The sequence below is a fragment of the Pseudooceanicola aquaeponti genome (assembly GCF_050897975.1).
In the GTDB taxonomy this organism is placed as follows: Bacteria; Pseudomonadota; Alphaproteobacteria; order Rhodobacterales; family Rhodobacteraceae; genus Pseudooceanicola.
The window spans coordinates 232,733-249,480 of record NZ_JBPAXY010000002.1; the positions used below are offsets into that span (position 1 = coordinate 232,733).

The 16,748-nt window shown below is 69.8% G+C and carries 10 protein-coding genes; 6 read left to right on the plus strand and 4 right to left on the minus strand.

Annotation, left to right across the window (positions count from 1 at the left end; translation table 11 throughout):
• The first annotated feature begins 19 nt into the window (after nt 1-19).
• Entirely contained in the window at nt 20-628 is a 609-nt protein-coding gene (locus tag ACRARE_RS04740) for an FMN-binding negative transcriptional regulator (protein ID WP_432655256.1), read from the plus strand.
• 81 nt (nt 629-709) lie between these two features.
• Nucleotides 710-1,318: a glutathione S-transferase gene (locus tag ACRARE_RS04745; protein WP_432655257.1), complete on the plus strand. Its 609-nt coding sequence runs from the start codon at nt 710-712 to the stop codon at nt 1,316-1,318.
• Nucleotides 1,319-1,620: 302 nt separating this feature from the next.
• On the opposite strand, the gene ACRARE_RS04750 is transcribed toward ACRARE_RS04745, so the two are convergent.
• Nucleotides 1,621-2,319: an outer membrane protein gene (locus ACRARE_RS04750; protein WP_432655258.1), complete on the minus strand. Its 699-nt coding sequence runs from the start codon at nt 2,317-2,319 to the stop codon at nt 1,621-1,623.
• A 241-nt stretch (nt 2,320-2,560) separates the two neighbouring features.
• Between ACRARE_RS04750 and petA the strand changes: the two genes are divergently transcribed.
• From petA to ACRARE_RS04765, 3 genes are read left to right on the plus strand one after another with little or no spacing between them, the layout of a single operon-like run.
• Complete coding sequence (petA, locus tag ACRARE_RS04755) at nt 2,561-3,142, plus strand: ubiquinol-cytochrome c reductase iron-sulfur subunit (protein ID WP_432655259.1); 582 nt, start codon at nt 2,561-2,563, stop codon at nt 3,140-3,142.
• Nucleotides 3,143-3,155: 13 nt separating this feature from the next.
• The gene (gene petB, locus ACRARE_RS04760) at nt 3,156-4,481 is read left to right on the plus strand and encodes a cytochrome b (protein WP_432655260.1); all 1,326 of its coding nucleotides are present in this window, start codon (nt 3,156-3,158) and stop codon (nt 4,479-4,481) included.
• Between the two features lie 17 nt (nt 4,482-4,498).
• Nucleotides 4,499-5,332 carry a cytochrome c1 gene (locus tag ACRARE_RS04765; protein ID WP_432655261.1) on the plus strand — a complete coding sequence of 278 codons (834 nt, stop codon included), beginning with the start codon at nt 4,499-4,501 and terminating at the stop codon, nt 5,330-5,332.
• 224 nt (nt 5,333-5,556) lie between these two features.
• On the opposite strand, the gene pbpC is transcribed toward ACRARE_RS04765, so the two are convergent.
• The gene (gene pbpC, locus ACRARE_RS04770; protein ID WP_432655262.1) at nt 5,557-7,647 is read right to left on the minus strand and encodes a penicillin-binding protein 1C; all 2,091 of its coding nucleotides are present in this window, start codon (nt 7,645-7,647) and stop codon (nt 5,557-5,559) included.
• Nucleotides 7,644-13,094: an alpha-2-macroglobulin family protein gene (locus ACRARE_RS04775; RefSeq protein ID WP_432655263.1), complete on the minus strand. Its 5,451-nt coding sequence runs from the start codon at nt 13,092-13,094 to the stop codon at nt 7,644-7,646. Before ACRARE_RS04775 ends, pbpC begins: the two co-directional genes overlap by 4 nt.
• A 205-nt stretch (nt 13,095-13,299) precedes the next feature.
• On the opposite strand from ACRARE_RS04775, the gene ACRARE_RS04780 reads away from it, so the two are divergent.
• Nucleotides 13,300-15,642, plus strand: a complete 2,343-nt coding sequence (locus tag ACRARE_RS04780) for a response regulator (RefSeq protein WP_432655264.1) — start codon at nt 13,300-13,302, stop codon at nt 15,640-15,642.
• A 271-nt stretch (nt 15,643-15,913) separates the two neighbouring features.
• Here the strand turns inward: ACRARE_RS04780 and yaaA are convergent, their stop codons facing one another.
• Nucleotides 15,914-16,693: a peroxide stress protein YaaA gene (gene yaaA / locus ACRARE_RS04785; protein WP_432655265.1), complete on the minus strand. Its 780-nt coding sequence runs from the start codon at nt 16,691-16,693 to the stop codon at nt 15,914-15,916.
• Between the last annotated feature and the right edge of the window lie 55 nt (nt 16,694-16,748).

The window sequence follows — 16,748 nt, forward strand, 5'->3', positions numbered from 1 at the left end:
CCGCAGGAGATCATTGCCGATGCATCCCAACCCCACCTTCCGCAAGGCCACAGACGCCCAGAACATCGCCCTGGCCGCCGAGATCGGCGCGGGCCTGCTGACCCTGTCCTCCGACGGCGCGCCCCTGGCCGCCCAGGTGCCCTTCGCGATCCGCGACGGCGTGGTCTATCTGCACATGGTCCGCTCCAACCCCGTGGCCCGCGCCGCCCCCGGCCCCGCCCGGCTGATCGTCGCCGGGCCGCAGGGCTATATCTCGCCCGACTGGTACGGGCTGGAGGACCAGGTGCCGACCTGGAACTATGTCTCGGTCCACCTGCTGGGCACGCTGGAGCCGCTGCCCCAGACCGAGATGCGCGCCGTGCTGGACCTGCTGTCGGAGGAATTCGAGGCCCGTCTGGCGCCGAAACCCATCTGGACCGCCGACAAGATGCCCGAGGAGGCCCTGGCGCGGATGATGCGGATGATCCAGCCCTTCCGCCTGCGCATCGAGGCCATCGAGGGCACCTGGAAACTGGCCCAGAACAAGCCCGAGGCGGCCCGCCTGGCCGCTGCCGATGGCCTGGCCGCCGCCCCCGCCGGGCCGGACCTTGCACAGCTGGCCGCCTGGATGCGCGAGCCTCCGGCCTGATCCGCCCGGCTCGGCGCTGGACAGTCGGCGCGGCGCGGCTCTAGGCTCGGCCCGAACCCAGATCCAGGCGGAGCTTGCCCGATGACACTGACCCTCTTTTCCTCGCCCACCTCTCCCTACGTGCGCAAGGTGCGTGTGCTGATCGCCGAGGCCGGGCTGACGGACCGGGTGACCGAGAAGGTGGTGGCCACCACCGCCTTTGACACCGACGCCGAGCTGGCCGCGGTGAACCCGCTGGGCCGGATCCCGGCGCTGCTGCGCGAAGACGGGCCGCTGATCTGCGACAGCCGGGTGATCTGCCGCTACCTGGACGATCTGTCGGGCGCCGGCCTCTACCCCGCCGACCGGCTGTGGCAGGTGCTGACGCTGGAGGCCCTGGCCGAAGGCATCCTCGATAGCGCGGTGAACATGGCCTACGAGGTGCGCCTGCGTCCCGAAGAGATCGTCTTCGACAAGTGGCTGGACGCGCAATGGGCCAAGATCGCCCGCACCCTGGACGCCATCGAGGCGGATTGGACAGAGGCCTTGAACGCTCCGCTGGACGCGGCGCAGATCGCCCTGGCCTCGGGGCTGGGCTATCTCGACTTCCGCCACGACGCCCGCGCCTGGCGCGAGGGCCACCCCCGGATCGCCGCCTGGTACGACCAGATCAGCGCCCGCCCGTCTTTCGCCGCCACCCTGCCGGGCTGAACCGGACGGCAGCGGGGGGCTCTGCCCCCTCCGTCGCCGGATGGCGACTGATAGAAGAAGAGAGGGAGACGGCGCCCCGCCCCGAGCGCCCCACTTTGGCCTGCCTGCGCGTGGTCCTTCTACCCAAGGGCGCGAGGGCGGCCTCGACCGCCCCAACCAGCCCTTTCTCATTGCCCAAAATATCCCGGGGGGAGAATGGGGCCGCAGGCCCCAGAGGGGGGCAGCGCCCCCCTTTCGCCCGGGCCGCCAAGCAAAAGGCCCGCCTTGGGGCGGGCCTTGTCAGATTGCGGCGCGGGGGTGCTTCAGAACTTGAAGCCGACACCCAGGTTCAGCGCGTTGGTATAAAGCGTGGTGTCCAGCGAGCCGCCGCCGTCGAGATCGGCGGAGTTGTCGGACCAGGTGAACTGGTATTCGGTGAAGACCGACCAGCGGTCGTTCAGCGGATAGTTTACCCCGGCAGTCAGGCGGGCGGCGGGGCCGGTCACCTGGTAGCCATAGGTATGCTCGCCGCCGACCGGGGTCACGTCCACATGGGGCATGGCAAAGCCGAGACCGGCCGAGACATAGGGCGTGGCCGACCCCCAGGCTTCGAGCCAGCGGCGCGAGACGTTGGCGGTGATGATGTTGTGGCCATCGGTGAACTCGAGCCGTTCGAAGCCGGCCGCGGCCATCTCGCCCTCGGGGGCATAGGCCTTGTCATGGGAGAATTCCACGCCGAAGCCCCAGGCCTCGTTGCGCCACCAGGTGGCCCGCACGCCGTAGTAGGGCGGCATGGCAAAGCTCTTGCCGTCCCAGCCGATCAGGTCGTCGAAGGTCGACGACTGGTTCGTGCCCGAGCCGTATTCCCCCTTCACCCGCGAATGCGGCGAGGTCTGCCAGCCGCCGTAGAAGCTCAGCTCCAGCTCGGCGGCGGCGGGGGTGGCAAGGGCGGCGGCCAGCGCGAAGACGGAGGCACGCAGCAGGGCGGGGCGCAGGCGGCGCGAGGCGGGGGTCAGGGTCATGATGGGCAATCTCCGGTCCGGCATACGGACGGCAGGGTGTAAGACAGTCCCTTTTCCTATAGACTCGGCAGGCCCGCGCCTCAAGCGCGACACATGCGCACCCTGTGCGCGCATCTTCGAACGAATGCTGGACCTGCGCAGTTTCGGCGGCTAAACAACCGCACGGTAACGGTTGTGTGTAACGCACGGCCCAGACACATATCGCCACCGCCCAGGCGGGCCTAGGAATGGAGCTAAGTTCGTGTCCCACGCAGAAGATCACGAAGGCACCCGGAGGGACTTCCTCTATTATGCCACCGGCGGCGCGGCCGTCGTGGCCACCGGTGCGGTCGTCTGGCCGCTGGTCAACCAGATGAATCCCTCGGCCGATGTTCAGGCCCTGTCGTCTATTCGCGTCGACATTTCCGGCGTCGAGGAAGGCACCCAGCTGACCGTGAAATGGCGCGGCAAGCCGGTGTTCATCCGGCGCCGCACCCAGGATGAGATCGACCAGGCCAACGAGGTGGATCCGGCAAGCCTGCCCGACCCGCTGGCGCGCAACAACAACCTGGAGGCCGACGCCCCCGCCACCGACGGCAACCGTGCCCTGGCCCCCGAGGGTGCCGAAGGCAAGGCCGCCGAGGAATGGCTGGTGATGATGGGCGTCTGCACCCACCTGGGCTGTGTGCCCCTGGGCGAGGCCGGCGATTTCGGCGGCTGGTTCTGCCCCTGCCACGGCTCGCACTACGACACCGCCGGCCGCATCCGCAAAGGCCCGGCCCCGGAGAACCTGCCTGTCCCCGTCGCGACCTTCGATGGTCCGACCGAGATCATTCTGGGCTGAGGGAGGAGACCACATGTCCGGCATTCCGCACGATCATTACGAACCGAAGACCGGCGCCGAGAAGTGGATTCACTCTCGTCTGCCGATCGTGGGCCTGATCTACGACACGATCATGATCCCCACCCCCAAGAACCTGAACTGGATGTGGATCTGGGGCATCGTCCTGGCCTTCTGCCTGGCGCTTCAGATCGTCACCGGCATCGTCCTGGTGATGCACTACACCCCGCATGTCGACCTGGCCTTCCGCTCGGTCGAGCACATCATGCGCGACGTGAACGGCGGCTACATGCTGCGCTATCTGCACGCCAACGGCGCATCGCTGTTCTTCTTTGCCGTCTACCTGCACATCTTCCGCGGCCTCTACTACGGTAGCTACAAGGCCCCGCGCGAGATCACCTGGATCATCGGCATGATCATCTACCTGCTGATGATGGCCACCGGCTTCATGGGCTACGTGCTGCCTTGGGGTCAGATGTCCTTCTGGGGCGCAACGGTGATCACCGGCCTGTTCGGCGCGATCCCCTTCGTGGGCGAGGCGCTACAAACCTGGCTTCTGGGCGGGCCGGCCGTGGACAATGCCACGCTGAACCGCTTCTTCTCGCTGCACTACCTGCTGCCCTTCGTCATCGCGGGCCTGGTCATCGTGCACATCTGGGCCTTCCACAACACCGGCAACAACAACCCCACGGGTGTTGACGTCCGCAAGACCTCGAAAGCCGAGGCCGAGAAGGACACCCTGCCCTTCTGGCCCTACTTCGTGATCAAGGACTTCTTCGCCCTGGCCGTCGTCCTGGCGGTGTTCTTCGCCATCGTCGGCTTCATGCCGAACTACCTGGGTCACCCCGACAACTACATCGAGGCCAACCCGCTGGCGACGCCCGCGCACATCGTGCCGGAATGGTACTTCCTGCCCTTCTACGCGATCCTGCGCGCCTTCACCTCGGACGTCTGGGTGGTGATGTTCGCCAGCTGGATCACCGGTGGCATCGTCGACGCCAAGTTCTTCGGCGTGCTGGCCATGTTCGGCGCCATCATCGCCATGGCCCTGGTGCCCTGGCTGGACACCAGCCGCGTCCGCTCGGGCCGCTACCGTCCGATGTTCAAGTGGTGGTTCGCCCTACTGTGCATCGACTTCATCGTGCTGATGTGGGCCGGCGCCATGCCCGCCGAACCGCCCTACTCCACGATCTCGCTGATCGGGGCCACCTACTGGTTCGCCTACTTCTTCGTCATCCTGCCCCTGCTGGGCGTGATCGAACCGGCACCGAAGAACCTGCCGGCCACGATCGAGGAAGACTTCGACGCCCATTACGGCAAACCGGCAGAACCGGCCGAGTAAGCGAAAGGACAGAGACCATGTTCAAGAAACTCTCTATCTCTGCCCTGGCAGCCCTGTCGCTCGGCGCCGGGGCCATGGGCAGCGCCGCCCTGGCAGCCGAAGGTGGCGCGCATCACGAAGATGTCGCCTTCTCCTTCGAGGGGCCCTTCGGCAAATACGACGAGAACCAGCTGCAACGCGGGTTGAAGATCTACACCCAGGTCTGCTCGTCCTGCCACGGGTTGAAGTTCGTGCCGATCCGCACCCTGGCGGATGAAGGTGGCCCGCACATGCCCGAGGACGAGGTCCGCGCCTATGCGGCCGAGTTCATGGTGGCCGACGAGGCCTCCAACATGCACCTCTACGACTACGACGAGGGCGCCGCCCGCCAGCTGACCGAGAACGACTTCTTCCCGGCCAACAACAGCCAGAACGCCCCGGACCTGAGCCTGATGGCCAAGGCCCGCGCCGCGTTCCACGGCCCCGCGGGCACCGGCATCAACCAGTTCTTCAAGGGCATCGGCGGCCCCGAGCACATCTACAACATCCTGACCGGCTACACCGGCGAGGAACGTGTGCAGGCTGGCGTGACATATTACGAGAACACCGCCTTCGACGGCGGCTGGATCGCCATGGCCCCGCCGCTTTACGGCGAGGACGTGGAATTCGATGACGGTCACTCCAACTCGCTGCACCACGAGGCCGAGGATGTCGCGGCCTTCCTGATGTGGACCGCAGAGCCCAAGATGATGGCGCGCAAGCACACCGGCTTTGTCGCGGTGATCTTCCTGGTGCTGCTGAGCTCGCTTCTGTACCTGACCAACAAGCGGATCTGGAAGCCGGTGAAAGCCAAGGCGAAGGCCAAGGCCTGATCCCTCGCTTGAGGATGAGTTGAGAGCCCCCCGGTCGGAAACGGCCGGGGGGTTTTCGTTTGTGCCTCTGGGGGAGGAGCGCCGGGCCCCGCCACGAGGGCGCGGCCCGGCCCTGAGGGGGGCGCTGCCCCCGTCGCCCGGCGGGCGACTCCCCCGGTATATTTTCGGCAATGAGAAAGCAGGGGTGTGGCGCGGCGCGGCGAGGTGGGCCGCGCGGATGGCGGTCAGTTGAGGCGAATCGAAGCGCGGGACGAGCGGCCCGTGGCGTCGATCACCGTGACATCGGCAAAGCCGGTGCCCAGGCGGGGCAGGAAGGCCTCGGCCCGACGCTGGCCGGTCAGGACCGGGGCTCCGTTGACCAGCCAGGTGAAGGGCGGCGTGCCGCGCTCGACCCGCACCGGCAGGCTGGCGCCCGCCAGGTCCAGCGTGGCGCCGTCGGGCGGGAAGGCCAGGCGCGGGGCCTGGGCATCGGGGGCCGCCGCGCCCCGGCGGCGGAAGTGGCGCAGCGGCACCGGCAGGGCATCGTTTGGCAACAGCAGCGTGCCGCGCGGCGGGGCGGCCAGCTCGGTGGGTTCGGGCGCCAGATGCTGGAAGGCGCGGAACAGCAGCGGCGCGGCCAGGTCGGCGCCGAAGGCCCCGGGCACCGGCGTGCCGTCAGGCCGCCCGATCCAGACCCCCACCACATGGGCCCCATCCCAGCCAAGCGCCCAGGCGTCGCGGTGCCCGTAGGACGTGCCGGTCTTCCAGGCGATCCGCCCCCGAGGCCCCCCGTCAGGGGGGAGGAGGTCTGCCAGGATATGGCCCACCTGCCAGGCCGCCACCGCCGAGGTGACCTGCGCCCCCGGCCCCTCGCCCTCGCCCTGTCGCCAGTGCAGTGGGCGCGCCGTGCCTCCCGCCGCCAACCCGGCATAAAGCGTCACCAGATCCTCCAGCGAGACCCCCAGCCCCCCCAGCGAGATGGCCAGCCCCGGCGCGCCGCCGGGCAGCTCCGCCGCCACACCCGCGCGGCGCAGCGCGGCCATCACCCGGGCCGGGCCCAAGGCCTCGGTCAGGGCCACCACCGGCAGGTTCAGCGACAGTTGCAACGCCTCGCGCACCGGCACCGGGCCGCGGAAGGCGCCGTCGAAATTGACCGGCCTGTAGCCCGAGAAATCCGTGGGCACGTCGTCGATCAGGGTTTCGGGATAGGCGAGCCCCGCGTCAAAGGCCATGGCATAGATCAGCGGTTTCAGGGTCGAGCCGGGCGAGCGTGTGGCTCGGGTCATGTCGACGAAGCCCTGCCCCTGCGCCGCGAAGCCACGCGAGCCGACCGAGGCCAGGATCCGCCCGTCGCGGTGATCGGCCACCAGAAGGGCCACCGACAGGTCGGGTTGCATCCCTTGCAGGGCGCTGGCCGCCAGCCGTTCCAGTGCCGCTTGCAGGGGCACCTCTAGCGTCAGGTCGTGGCGGGTCAGGTCGGGCTGGGCGGCGCGGGCGCGGTCGGTCAGATGGGCGGCCAGTTGCGGGAAGGGCTGGCGGGTGCGGGGCATGGGATCGCCCTGCGCGGCGCGCTCTGTCTCGGCGTCGATCACGCCCGCGGCGGTCATCCGCGCCAGCACCCGGTCGCGGGCTGCCTCAGCCGCCCAGGGGTCGCGGTCGGGGCGGCGCGCCTCGGGGGCCTGGGGCAGCGCCACCAGCAGCGCCGCCTGGGCCGGGGTCAGCCGGGTGGGTTCCTTGCCGAAATAGGCCAGGCTGGCGGCGCGCACCCCCTCCAGATTGCCGCCCATGGGCGCCAGGGTGAGGTACAGCGACAGGATCTGATCCTTTGACAACTGCCGTTCCAGGGCCAGGGCCAGCCGCGCCTGGCGCAGCTTGCCCGCCCAGTGCCCGGTGCCCGAGTGCTCCAGCAGCCGCGCCACCTGCATGGTCAGGGTCGAGCCGCCCGACACCACCTGCCCCGCCCGCAGCGCCTGCCAGGCGGCGCGCAGCACCGCCCGGGGGTCTACCCCGGCGTGGCGGTCGAACCGGCGGTCCTCATAGGCGCGCAGCATGGCGAGGTAGAGCGGATCCACCTGATCGGGACGCAACCCCATGCGCCAGCGGCCCTCGTCCACCGTATAGGCGCGCAGCAAATCGCCCCCGGCGGCGCGCATCTCGACCGAGAGCTGGGGGGCGAGCGTGGGAAGCTCGGTCGCCTCGATCCAGGCCTCGGCCCGGTCGCGGGCCAGGGCGCCGGTCCAAAGCAGCCCCGCCAGGGCCAGCAGCGCCAGGGCGCGATGGCGGGGGCGGGATTTCTCCCGCCCCCCGGCAGCGGCGGACCGGTCGCCCCGGATCATGGGGTGACCGTGATCCGCGTCTCGCCGGTATTGGCGCGGTAGCGGGGGCGGTACATATCCTCGACCGAGGCGGCGGGCAGCAGGTAGTCGCCCGGGCTGACCGCGCGCACCATATAGGCCAGGGTAAAGGGCTTGTCCCCGCGCCAGTCCAGCGCCGCCAGGAAGCGATCCGAGCGGAACTCGGTCATCTCGGTGCCGGCCACCTGCAACCACTCCAGCGCCTCGATATCGCCCGAGCGCAAGAGGCGCGGGTTGTCGATCTCGAAGCCTGCGGGCAGCGGGTCGTTAACCATCAGCCGGGCGCCCGTATCCTCGAAGGGCGTCACCGTCAGCACCACCACCAGGCGGGTGCCGCTGGCCAGGGTCTCGGGCGAGACCCGGTCGCCTTCGGGCGTGTAGTAGGCCCGCTCGATCCGGTAGCCATAGCCGCCCGCCGCCAGCGGCCCCTCGGGCACGCCCAGGGTGGTCAGGGTCAGATCGGTCGCCGCCGCCCCCTCGTTGCGGATCGCCACCGGCACCGGCGCGCTGCCCGGCAGTCTGCGCACCAGCGGGCCCGACAGCGGCGCGCCATCCACCGACAGGGCAGGCCCCGCCGGATCGTCCAAGAGGGCCGAAGCCGCCATCAGGGTCCAGGCGCTTTCCTGGGTCGACAGCGGCCCCTCGACCGCCGCCAGCCGGTCCAGCAGGGCCTGGCGGTCCACCACCTGGGATCCTGCCTCGGCCGCCAGGGTCAGCAGCCCCGAGATGTCGCGCATCTGCGTGCCAAAGTCGTTGCGGATGCGGATCACCTCTGCCGTGCCACGCGGGGCGATCTTGGCCTGGGCGCGGGCGAACATGGCATCGGCGCGGGGCTGGTCGCCATACATCGCCAGGGCCGCACCCAGTTGCGCGGCGGCCAGGGGCGTGGCGAACTCGGCCCCCTTCACATCGGCGTAATAGCGCAGATCGCCCATGGCCGCCTCGCCCTCGCGGGCCAGCACCATCAGCTGATAGGCCAGCGCCTCGCCGCCGCCGTTGGTGTCGGCCTCGAAATCGGGGGCGAAGTTCACCAGGTTGCGCAGGTTGGCCAGAGCCCGGTCGAAGGCCGCCTCGGGCACCGCATGGCCCGCCAGCCGGGCGCGCGACAGGAAGTCGGTCACATAGGCGTCCAGCCAGGAGGTGCCGTCGGACCCCGCCCAGAGGCGGAACGACCCGCTGCCGGTCTGGCGCGACAGGACCCTGTCGATGGCGCCCGAGATCCGTTCGTCAACGCGGGTCTGGGTGGCCAGGCCCAGCAGGTCGGCCACCGGGGCCAGGGACAGCAACGGTAGCGCCTTCGACGTCACCTGTTCGGTGCAGCCGTAGGGGTATTGATCCAACAGCGCCAGCACCCCAGGCACATCCAGCCGCGCCAGCGGCCCGGCGGACAGCACCGCATGGGCCGTGTCCACGTCGAAGCCCGCGAAGGCGTCGGCGTTCAGGGTAAAGGTCGCCCCCGGCGCCAGGGCAAAGCGTTGCGTGCGCGAGACCTCGGGCGTGTTGCGCCGCACCGGCAGGGTCAGGGTCTTCTCCAGCCGCCGCCCATCGGGCGTGGTCAGCGAGACGGTGATCGGATAGTCGCCCTCGGCCGCCGCCGAGATCGGCAGGCGGTAGGCCTGTTTCTCGCCCGTGCCCAGGGTCACCGTGGCGGGCGCGGCCCCCAGGGCCAGACCCGGGGCGGCGGCGACCGACAGGGCCATCTGCCCCGTGGGGCCGGTGGCATGGACCAGCTCCAGCAGCAGCGAAGAGGTATCGCCCGGCGCCAGGAAGTTGGGGGTCGAGGTGGTGACCACCACCGGGTCGCGCACCAGCAGATCCTGCTCTGCCGCGCCCACCCCCGCCTGCGACCAGGCCACGGCCATCAGCCGCAGGGTGCCGTTGAAGGCGGGAATGTCGAAGCTGGCCTCGACGCTGCCATCGGCCCCCACGGCCAGCGGCCCCGAGAACCAGGTGACCAGATCCTCGGTCGGCGGCGGCGAGGCAAAGCGCGAGCCGCCCGCCGCGTCCCCGCCCGAGCGGATACGGCCCATCTCGCCCTGGCCGGGGTCGATCAGCCGCCCGTAAAGGTCGCGGATCTCCATCCCCAGGCGGCGCTGGCCGAAGTAATGGCCCTGCGGATCGGGGCTGTCGAAGCCGGTCAGGTTGAGGATGCCCAGATCGACGGCGGCCAGGGTCACATAGGCCTGATCGCCCGGCGCCACGCCCGCCACCTGCATCTGCGCGGTATAGCGGCCGCGCGGGTCGGCCTCGGGCGGCGAGATAAAGCGGACGGTCAGCGCCTTGTCGCCCGGCGCCACCGGGGCGTAATCCAGGCCCAGGGCGCGGGCCGGGCTGTGCCCCTGCCCGCCCTCCATGGGCCGCAGCAGGGTGGCGGTGACATAGGCCCCCGCGCCCCAGTCTTCGGTCACCGCCAGCGGGATCAGGTTTTCGCCCGCCGTGACCTCGACCACCTTCAGGTCGATCAGCCGGTTGGCCATCACCGCCACAAGGGCCGTGCCCGCGTCACGCGGCACCAGCCGCAACCGGGCCTCCTCGCCGGGGGCGTAGCTTTCGGCGTCCAGCGACAGCTCCAGCGTGTCGGGCGTGGTGGTGGTGTCGGCGGGCACGTACCAGCCCGCGTAGAAATCGACCGAGGCGGCGGTGCGGTCGTCGGCGGCACTTTCCACCACCAGCTCGTAACGGCCCCAGTCCACCGGCGCGGTCACCTCGACCGGATCGGCGCCCAGGGTGGCACTGCCCGAGGTGACCTCGGTCCGGGTGGTGAAGCTTTCCCATTCCCAGGATCCGTACTGGTTGTACCACTGATAGCGGGTGGTGACCCGGTTCAGCCGCCAGGTGACCTCCATCCCCGCGGGGGTCAGATCCTGGGTCAGGGCGATCAGGTCAAAGGCGGCCTCGGTGCCCTCGGGCAGGGTGTCGTCAAAGGCGGGGCGGATGCCCAGGAAGGGCTCGGCGGGCAGGACCAGCTGGGTCAGGCGGCGCTCGATCGGGCGGCCCGAGCCTTCGGTGACCGTGGCATAGATCGTGGCCTGGGCGGGCATGGGCGTTTCCGCCTCGAAGCCGTCGAAGGCCACCGGCAGGGTGGCGCGGCCCGCCGCATCGGTGGTGGTGCTGTCGAAATAGAACCGCTCGCGCCGGGTTTCGGCGTCATGGCGGCCGAAGCGGTAGCCGGGGAAGGCCTCTAGCCGGTCACTGGTCGCCAGGACGGTGCTGCCCGAGACGGTCAGATCGGCGGCAGGCGCCCCGAAGAGATAGCGCGCCTCGACCGACAGGTCGCGGCTGCCGTCCAGGGGCATCGGCCCCTCGCCTGCCAGCGCCAGGGTGGCGTCGATGCGTTCGGGCAGGAAATCCTCGACCAGGACGCGGGTCTGGGCCAGGGCCGGGGCCTCTAGATCGGATTTCAGCGCCAGGGTCCAGCTGCCGCGCGGCACCGTGGCACCCACCGGGAAGGCAAAGACATAGCCCCCCGCCTGGCCCTCGGCCCGGGCCTGGCGGGCGTATTCCACCCCGTCGGGGCGGGTCAGGATGGCGGTCACCGGCAGCCCGTCCAGGGCGCGGGCGGTGCCGTCGCGGGCCAGGGCGGTGACATGGATCGTCTCGCCCGCGCGATAGGCGCCGCGGTCGGTGGTCAGGAAGACGTCGATGGCGCCCGCCGGTTCGCGGCCCGCCACGCCCCGGTCGGTCAGGTCAAAGGCCGGATCCTTCAGCGACAGGAAGGACATGTCGTCCTCGCCCGCCTGCGCCAGCAGAAGCGCGGGCGCCGCGCCGCCGGTGCCGCGCAGAAGGCCGGGGGCAAAGTGGGCCACGCCCTGGGCATCAGTCACCGCCTCGCCCAGCACCGCATTGGCGTTGGACAGCAGGGTCAGGGTGACCTCGGGTTTCGGCCCCGCATCGCCCAGGCCGCGCACCACCGCGTGCAGCCCGTCGGCCCCGGTCCAGCTGGTCAGGCCCAGATCGGTCAGCACGAACCACTGGGTGGCGGCGGGGGTTTCATATTCATCGCGCCCCGGCGCCCGGGCGCGCAGGGCATAGACGCCGGGCGCCTGCCCCGCCAGCGCCGTGTCCAGCGGCAGGCGGGTGGTGACATCGGTGTTGCGCGCCTTGCGCACCTCGCCCTGGCCCGACCAGATCTCGGTCGCCAGCTCTTCGGCGAATTCCTCGACCTCCCATTCGCCGATCTGGCGGTTGAACAGCTGGGCCTGGATGGTGCGGATCAGGCCCCGGTCGGTGACCTTGAACAGGCGCAGATCCACCCGGTCGAGGTTGACCGTGTCGATGGGCAGCGCGGCCCCTGCCCCCCTGGCCAGGACATAACCCCGCCCCGGAAAGCGCAGCGCCGGGTCGCGGTCGGGGATGGCCACGCGGAAGGTGGCATCGGCGGCCAGCCCCTCGCCCGCGCGCGACGGCAGGCCCGCGCGCAGGGTGTAGCTGTAGCTTTGCCCATGGGCGCCGCCGATGATGCACAGGCGCGGGCCCGCCACCTCGACCGCCATCGTGGCCTCGGGCAGCTGCACGTAGTCGGCATAATCGACCCCGGTCTTGGCCAGGGGATCGGTGAAATTCATGCAGACGCGCGGCAGGGCGGCCTCGGCCTCGACCGCGTAATCCTCGACCCGGAAACCATAGAGAGAGGCCGCGCGCTCCAGCAGCTCGGCGATGTCGCTGCGGTTCGACAGGCGGCTGGCCAGGCGCAGCACGGGCACCATGGCGGTGCCGGTGTCGGTTTCCTCAAACGCCTGGGCCAGCAGGTACAGCGCCTGGGCGCGCACCGCGTCGGGCCCGGCGCGCAGATAGGCGTTCAGGGCCGCCGGGACGGCGCGGCGGTGATAGGTGCGGGTCTGCCCCGCATCCTCTAGCGCAACCTGGCGCAGCATGTCGGAATAAAGCGCCCAGTCGGCGCTGGCGTCACTATTGGCCGCGGCCGCCCCCGCATAGCGCAGGGCGCGCAGGAAATCGCCCTCGCGCGCCGCGCTGTTGGCGGTGTCGCGCAGCGTGGCCGCGTCCAGATCGCCCGCCGTATGGAACCACGAGATCCGCAGCGCCAGGTCGCGCGCCTCGGCCAGGCGGGCCTCGGTGGCGATCTCGGGCAGCTCGGCGGCGCGCATCCGCCCCAGATCCTGGGCGCGGGCCTCGACCGGGATCACCTTGGCGGAATAGGCCCCGTCATAGGGCGCCTGGCCGGTAACGCTGGCCTTGGGAAAGCACGAATTGTTGCGGCTGTTGAAGGTGACGGCGGTACATTGGTCATCCTCCAGGCAGGCGGTGCGGCAGGCCTGCACCGTGGTATCAAAGAGCTGCCCCAGGTCGCGGCCCGCGAAATCGGTATTCGCGAAGACCAGCATCCGCTTGTCCGGCAATGGCCCCTCTTGTGCCTGGGCGGAACCAAGAAGGGTAAGGCCCGTAAACAGGGCGGCCAGAACGCGTTTCATCGAAAATCTCCTGCCAATATGGGCCCGAACCTGCCCCTCCGGGCCCGCACAGGCAAGGATTCTGTGCCGATGCCGACAAAGCTAAACGGTTTTTTCATACCCCGGTCGCAGTCTGCCAAGGCCCCCAGAGGGCCCCGATCCGAGACCCGGCCCAATTCCAGAACCGGCCCCAAGCGGAGACCCAACCCCAAGCGGAGAACCGGCAATGAGCCTAGCAAGCAAACTGGCGGAGGAGCGTCGCGCGCGCCTTGCGGCGGAACGCCTGCTTGAGCTGAAGCAGGCAGAGCTTCATGCCGCCAACCGCAAACTGGGACGACACGCCAAGCTGCTGTCGGACCAGATCCACGAGAAACGCGCCGAGGTCGAGGCCGTGCTGGGCGCCCACCAGAAGGTCCAATCCGACCTCGACGTGGCGCATCAGCGCATTGCCGTGGCCGAGCGGCGGCTGTGGCTGTCGATCGAGACCATTCCCGACGGCTTCGCCTTCTGGGATGCCGAAGGGACGATGATCGCCGCCAACCGCGCCTGGTGCATGGTCTTCGACGGGCTGGAAGAGGTGGCCCCGGGCATCAGCTATATGCGGACCCTGCAACTGGCCACCGAGGAAGGGGTGATCGACATCGGCGACACCGCCCCGGTGGACTGGCGCCACCAGATGATGATGCGCTGGCAGGCCCCGGCGCCGGAGCCGCGGGTGATCCGGCTGTGGAACGGCCAATACGTCAAACTGCTGGATCAGCGCGGGCACGAAGGCGACGTGGTGACCCTGGCGCTGAACATCACCTCGACCGTGCGCTATGAACGGCGCCTGCGCGAGGCGCGTCAGCGCGCCGAGGCGGCCAATCGCGCCAAATCCACCTTCCTGGCCAATATGTCCCACGAGATCCGGACGCCGATGAACGGCGTCGTCGGCATGGCCGACCTGCTGGCCGATACCGAGCTGAGCGAGGAACAGCGCCTCTACGTCGACACGATCCGCAATTCCGGCGAGGCCCTGCTGGTGATCATCAACGACGTGCTGGATTATTCCAAGATCGAGGCCGAGCGGCTGGTGCTGCATCCCGAACCTTTCGACCTGGAACGCTGCATCCATGAGGTGGCCCTGCTGATGCGGCCCCATGCGCGCGAAAAGGGGCTGTCGCTGGTCATCGACTACGACCTTTTCACCCCCACGGGCTTTGTCGGCGATCCCGGGCGGATCCGCCAGGTGCTGACCAATCTGGTGGGCAATGCGGTCAAGTTCACGGCCCATGGCCATGTGCTGATCCGGGTGGTGGGCCTGCCCGCAGGCGACGGGCGCTGCGACGTGACCGTCACGGTCGAGGATACCGGCATCGGCATTGCCCCCGAGAAGGCGGGGATGATCTTTGGCGAGTTCAACCAGATCGACAGCGACACCGCCCGCCAGTTCGAGGGGACGGGGCTGGGCCTGGCGATCTCGGAAAAGCTGGTGACGCTAATGGACGGGCGGATCTGGGTCGACAGCGCCCTGGGCGAGGGCTCGGCCTTCGGGTTCCGTATCGCCCTGCCCCTGGCCGAGGGGACGGCGGCGCGCGAGGGCCCCGCCCCGGTGCCCGATCTGGGCCGGGTCCTGCTGGTGGACGACAACGAGTTGCAGCGTGACATCCTGGAGAAACAGCTGTCGGTGCTGGGGGCTCAGGTGGTCAGCTGCACCAGCGGGGCCGAGGCGCTGGCGCGGCTGGAGGGGGCCGATCTGGTGGTGACCGATCACAACATGGCCGAGATGGACGGGATGGAGCTGGCCGAGGCGATCCGCGACGCGGGATCCCAGGTGCCGATCATCCTCTTCACCCCCGCCGTGCATTTCGCCGAGCTGGACCCGGCCCGGCGCCATCTGCACGCCGTGCTGCAAAGCCCCTGCCTGCGCGACGATTTCTTCGCCGTGCTGCGCGGGCTGGGCCGGGACGCGGGCGCGGGCGCCCCCGACAGTGCCGAGGCGCCCGGCGGCGACCCGGCTCTGCCTGTGCCCCCCCGGCCCAGCCCCGCCCGGCGCGCGGCGCGGGTGCTGGCGGCCGAGGACAACAAGACCAACCGCCTGGTCTTTGGCAAACTGCTGGCCCAGGCGGATATCGAGCTGCGCTTTGCCGAGAACGGCGCCGAGGCGGTGGCGCTTCATGCCACCTTCGCCCCCGATCTGATCTTCATGGATATTTCCATGCCGCAGATGGACGGGATCGAGGCCACCCGGCAGATCCGTGCCGCCGAGGCAAAGGCGGGTAGCCCGCCGGTGCCGATCGTCGCCATGACCGCCCATGCGCTGGACGGCGACGCGGCGCGTTTCCTGGCCGAGGGGCTGGATCACTACCTGTCGAAGCCGCTGCGCAAGGCTGATGTGCTGGACATGCTGGCGCAGCTGACCCCGGCGGAGCTGCGCCCGCCCTTCCACGCCCCGCCCGATCCGGCGCAGACCGAGGCGGGACCGACCCCAGAGGGACCGGGCGAGGCCCCCTGGGCACCGCCTCTGCCGGAGGCGGAGGACGAAAGCTGGACACGGCGTGAGGCCGAGGAAAGTTCGGAAGCGGGTTAGGGGATCGGGTGGGGGATCTGGCCCCCGTCGCCGGAGGGCGACTTATGGACAGGACGTGGGGGCTCTGCCCCCCCCCCCCCGGTCGCTGGAAGGCGACAAATAGAAGAAAGAAAGGGAGGCTCTGCCCCCCTTGAGCCCTGACGGGCTCAATTCCCCCCGGGATATTTTTGGCAATGAGAAGAGAGGGGGGCGGGTGAGGGGGCGGCCTTGGACCTCGAAGCCCCGGTGGCGCCCCGGCTGAGACGGAGGTCAACGGGGGGCGCCTGCGGGGTCAGGCGGCCTGGGCTTCGGCGTCGCGCAGGAAGACCGGGGCGGTCGGGGTCGAGCGGTCGGGCTGGTAGAGATAGCCGCCGCTGTCGAACTCGGTCAGGCCCGCGGGGTCGGTCAGGCGGCGGGTGATGACGAAGCGCGCCATGGCGCCGCGCGCCCGTTTGGCGTTGAAGGAGATCACCTTTTCGGCGCCGTTCTTCACATCGAGGAAGGTCGGCGTGATGACCGTCAACCCCAGGGCGTCCAGATCCACCGCGCCGAAATATTCCTGGCTGGCGCAGTTGATCAGCGTGTCGGTGCCCAGCGTCCTGGCCTGGTCCTTCAGCGCGCGGGCGATCTTGTCGCCCCAGAACTGATAGAGGTTGGTGCCCCGCTCGGTCTTCAGCCGGGTGCCCATTTCCAGCCGGTAGGGCTGCATCCCGTCGAAGGGGCGCAGCACACCGTATAGGCCCGACAGGATGCGCAGGTGTTCCTGGGCGAAGGCCAGCTCTTCGGGGTCGAGCGAGGCGGCGTCCAGCCCCTGGTAGGTGTCGCCCGCGAAGGCATGGATCGCCGGGCGCAGGGCCTCGGGGGCGGGGTCCGTCGCATAGTCGCGGTAGCGGTCGTAGTTCAGCTTGGCCAGGCTGTCGGACAGATGCATCAGCTTGGCGATCTCGCCCACCGACTTTTCGCGCATCACGCCGATCAATTCGGCGCTGTCGTCGGGGAAGGGCAGCGGGGTCAGTTCCGCCGCGCGGGCGGTCCAGTCCAGTTTCTTGGCCGGTGAGACGACGATCAGCATATTCTTCCCCTTCTGTCTGCCGGTCCCAGATAAGCGATCCGGGGCCGAGGTCCAG

Bases quoted from the DNA above. Each gene is read 5' to 3' on its own strand.
- ACRARE_RS04740 (WP_432655256.1), top strand. From the start codon at position 20: ATGCATCCCAACCCCACCTTCCGCAAGGCCACAGACGCCCAGAACATC.
- ACRARE_RS04745 (WP_432655257.1), top strand. From the start codon at position 710: ATGACACTGACCCTCTTTTCCTCGCCCACCTCTCCCTACGTGCGCAAG.
- ACRARE_RS04750 (WP_432655258.1), bottom strand. From the start codon at position 2,319: ATGACCCTGACCCCCGCCTCGCGCCGCCTGCGCCCCGCCCTGCTGCGT.
- petB (WP_432655260.1), top strand. From the start codon at position 3,156: ATGTCCGGCATTCCGCACGATCATTACGAACCGAAGACCGGCGCCGAG.
- ACRARE_RS04765 (WP_432655261.1), top strand. From the start codon at position 4,499: ATGTTCAAGAAACTCTCTATCTCTGCCCTGGCAGCCCTGTCGCTCGGC.
- pbpC (WP_432655262.1), bottom strand. From the start codon at position 7,647: ATGATCCGGGGCGACCGGTCCGCCGCTGCCGGGGGGCGGGAGAAATCC.
- ACRARE_RS04775 (WP_432655263.1), bottom strand. From the start codon at position 13,094: ATGAAACGCGTTCTGGCCGCCCTGTTTACGGGCCTTACCCTTCTTGGT.
- ACRARE_RS04780 (WP_432655264.1), top strand. From the start codon at position 13,300: ATGAGCCTAGCAAGCAAACTGGCGGAGGAGCGTCGCGCGCGCCTTGCG.
- yaaA (WP_432655265.1), bottom strand. From the start codon at position 16,693: ATGCTGATCGTCGTCTCACCGGCCAAGAAACTGGACTGGACCGCCCGC.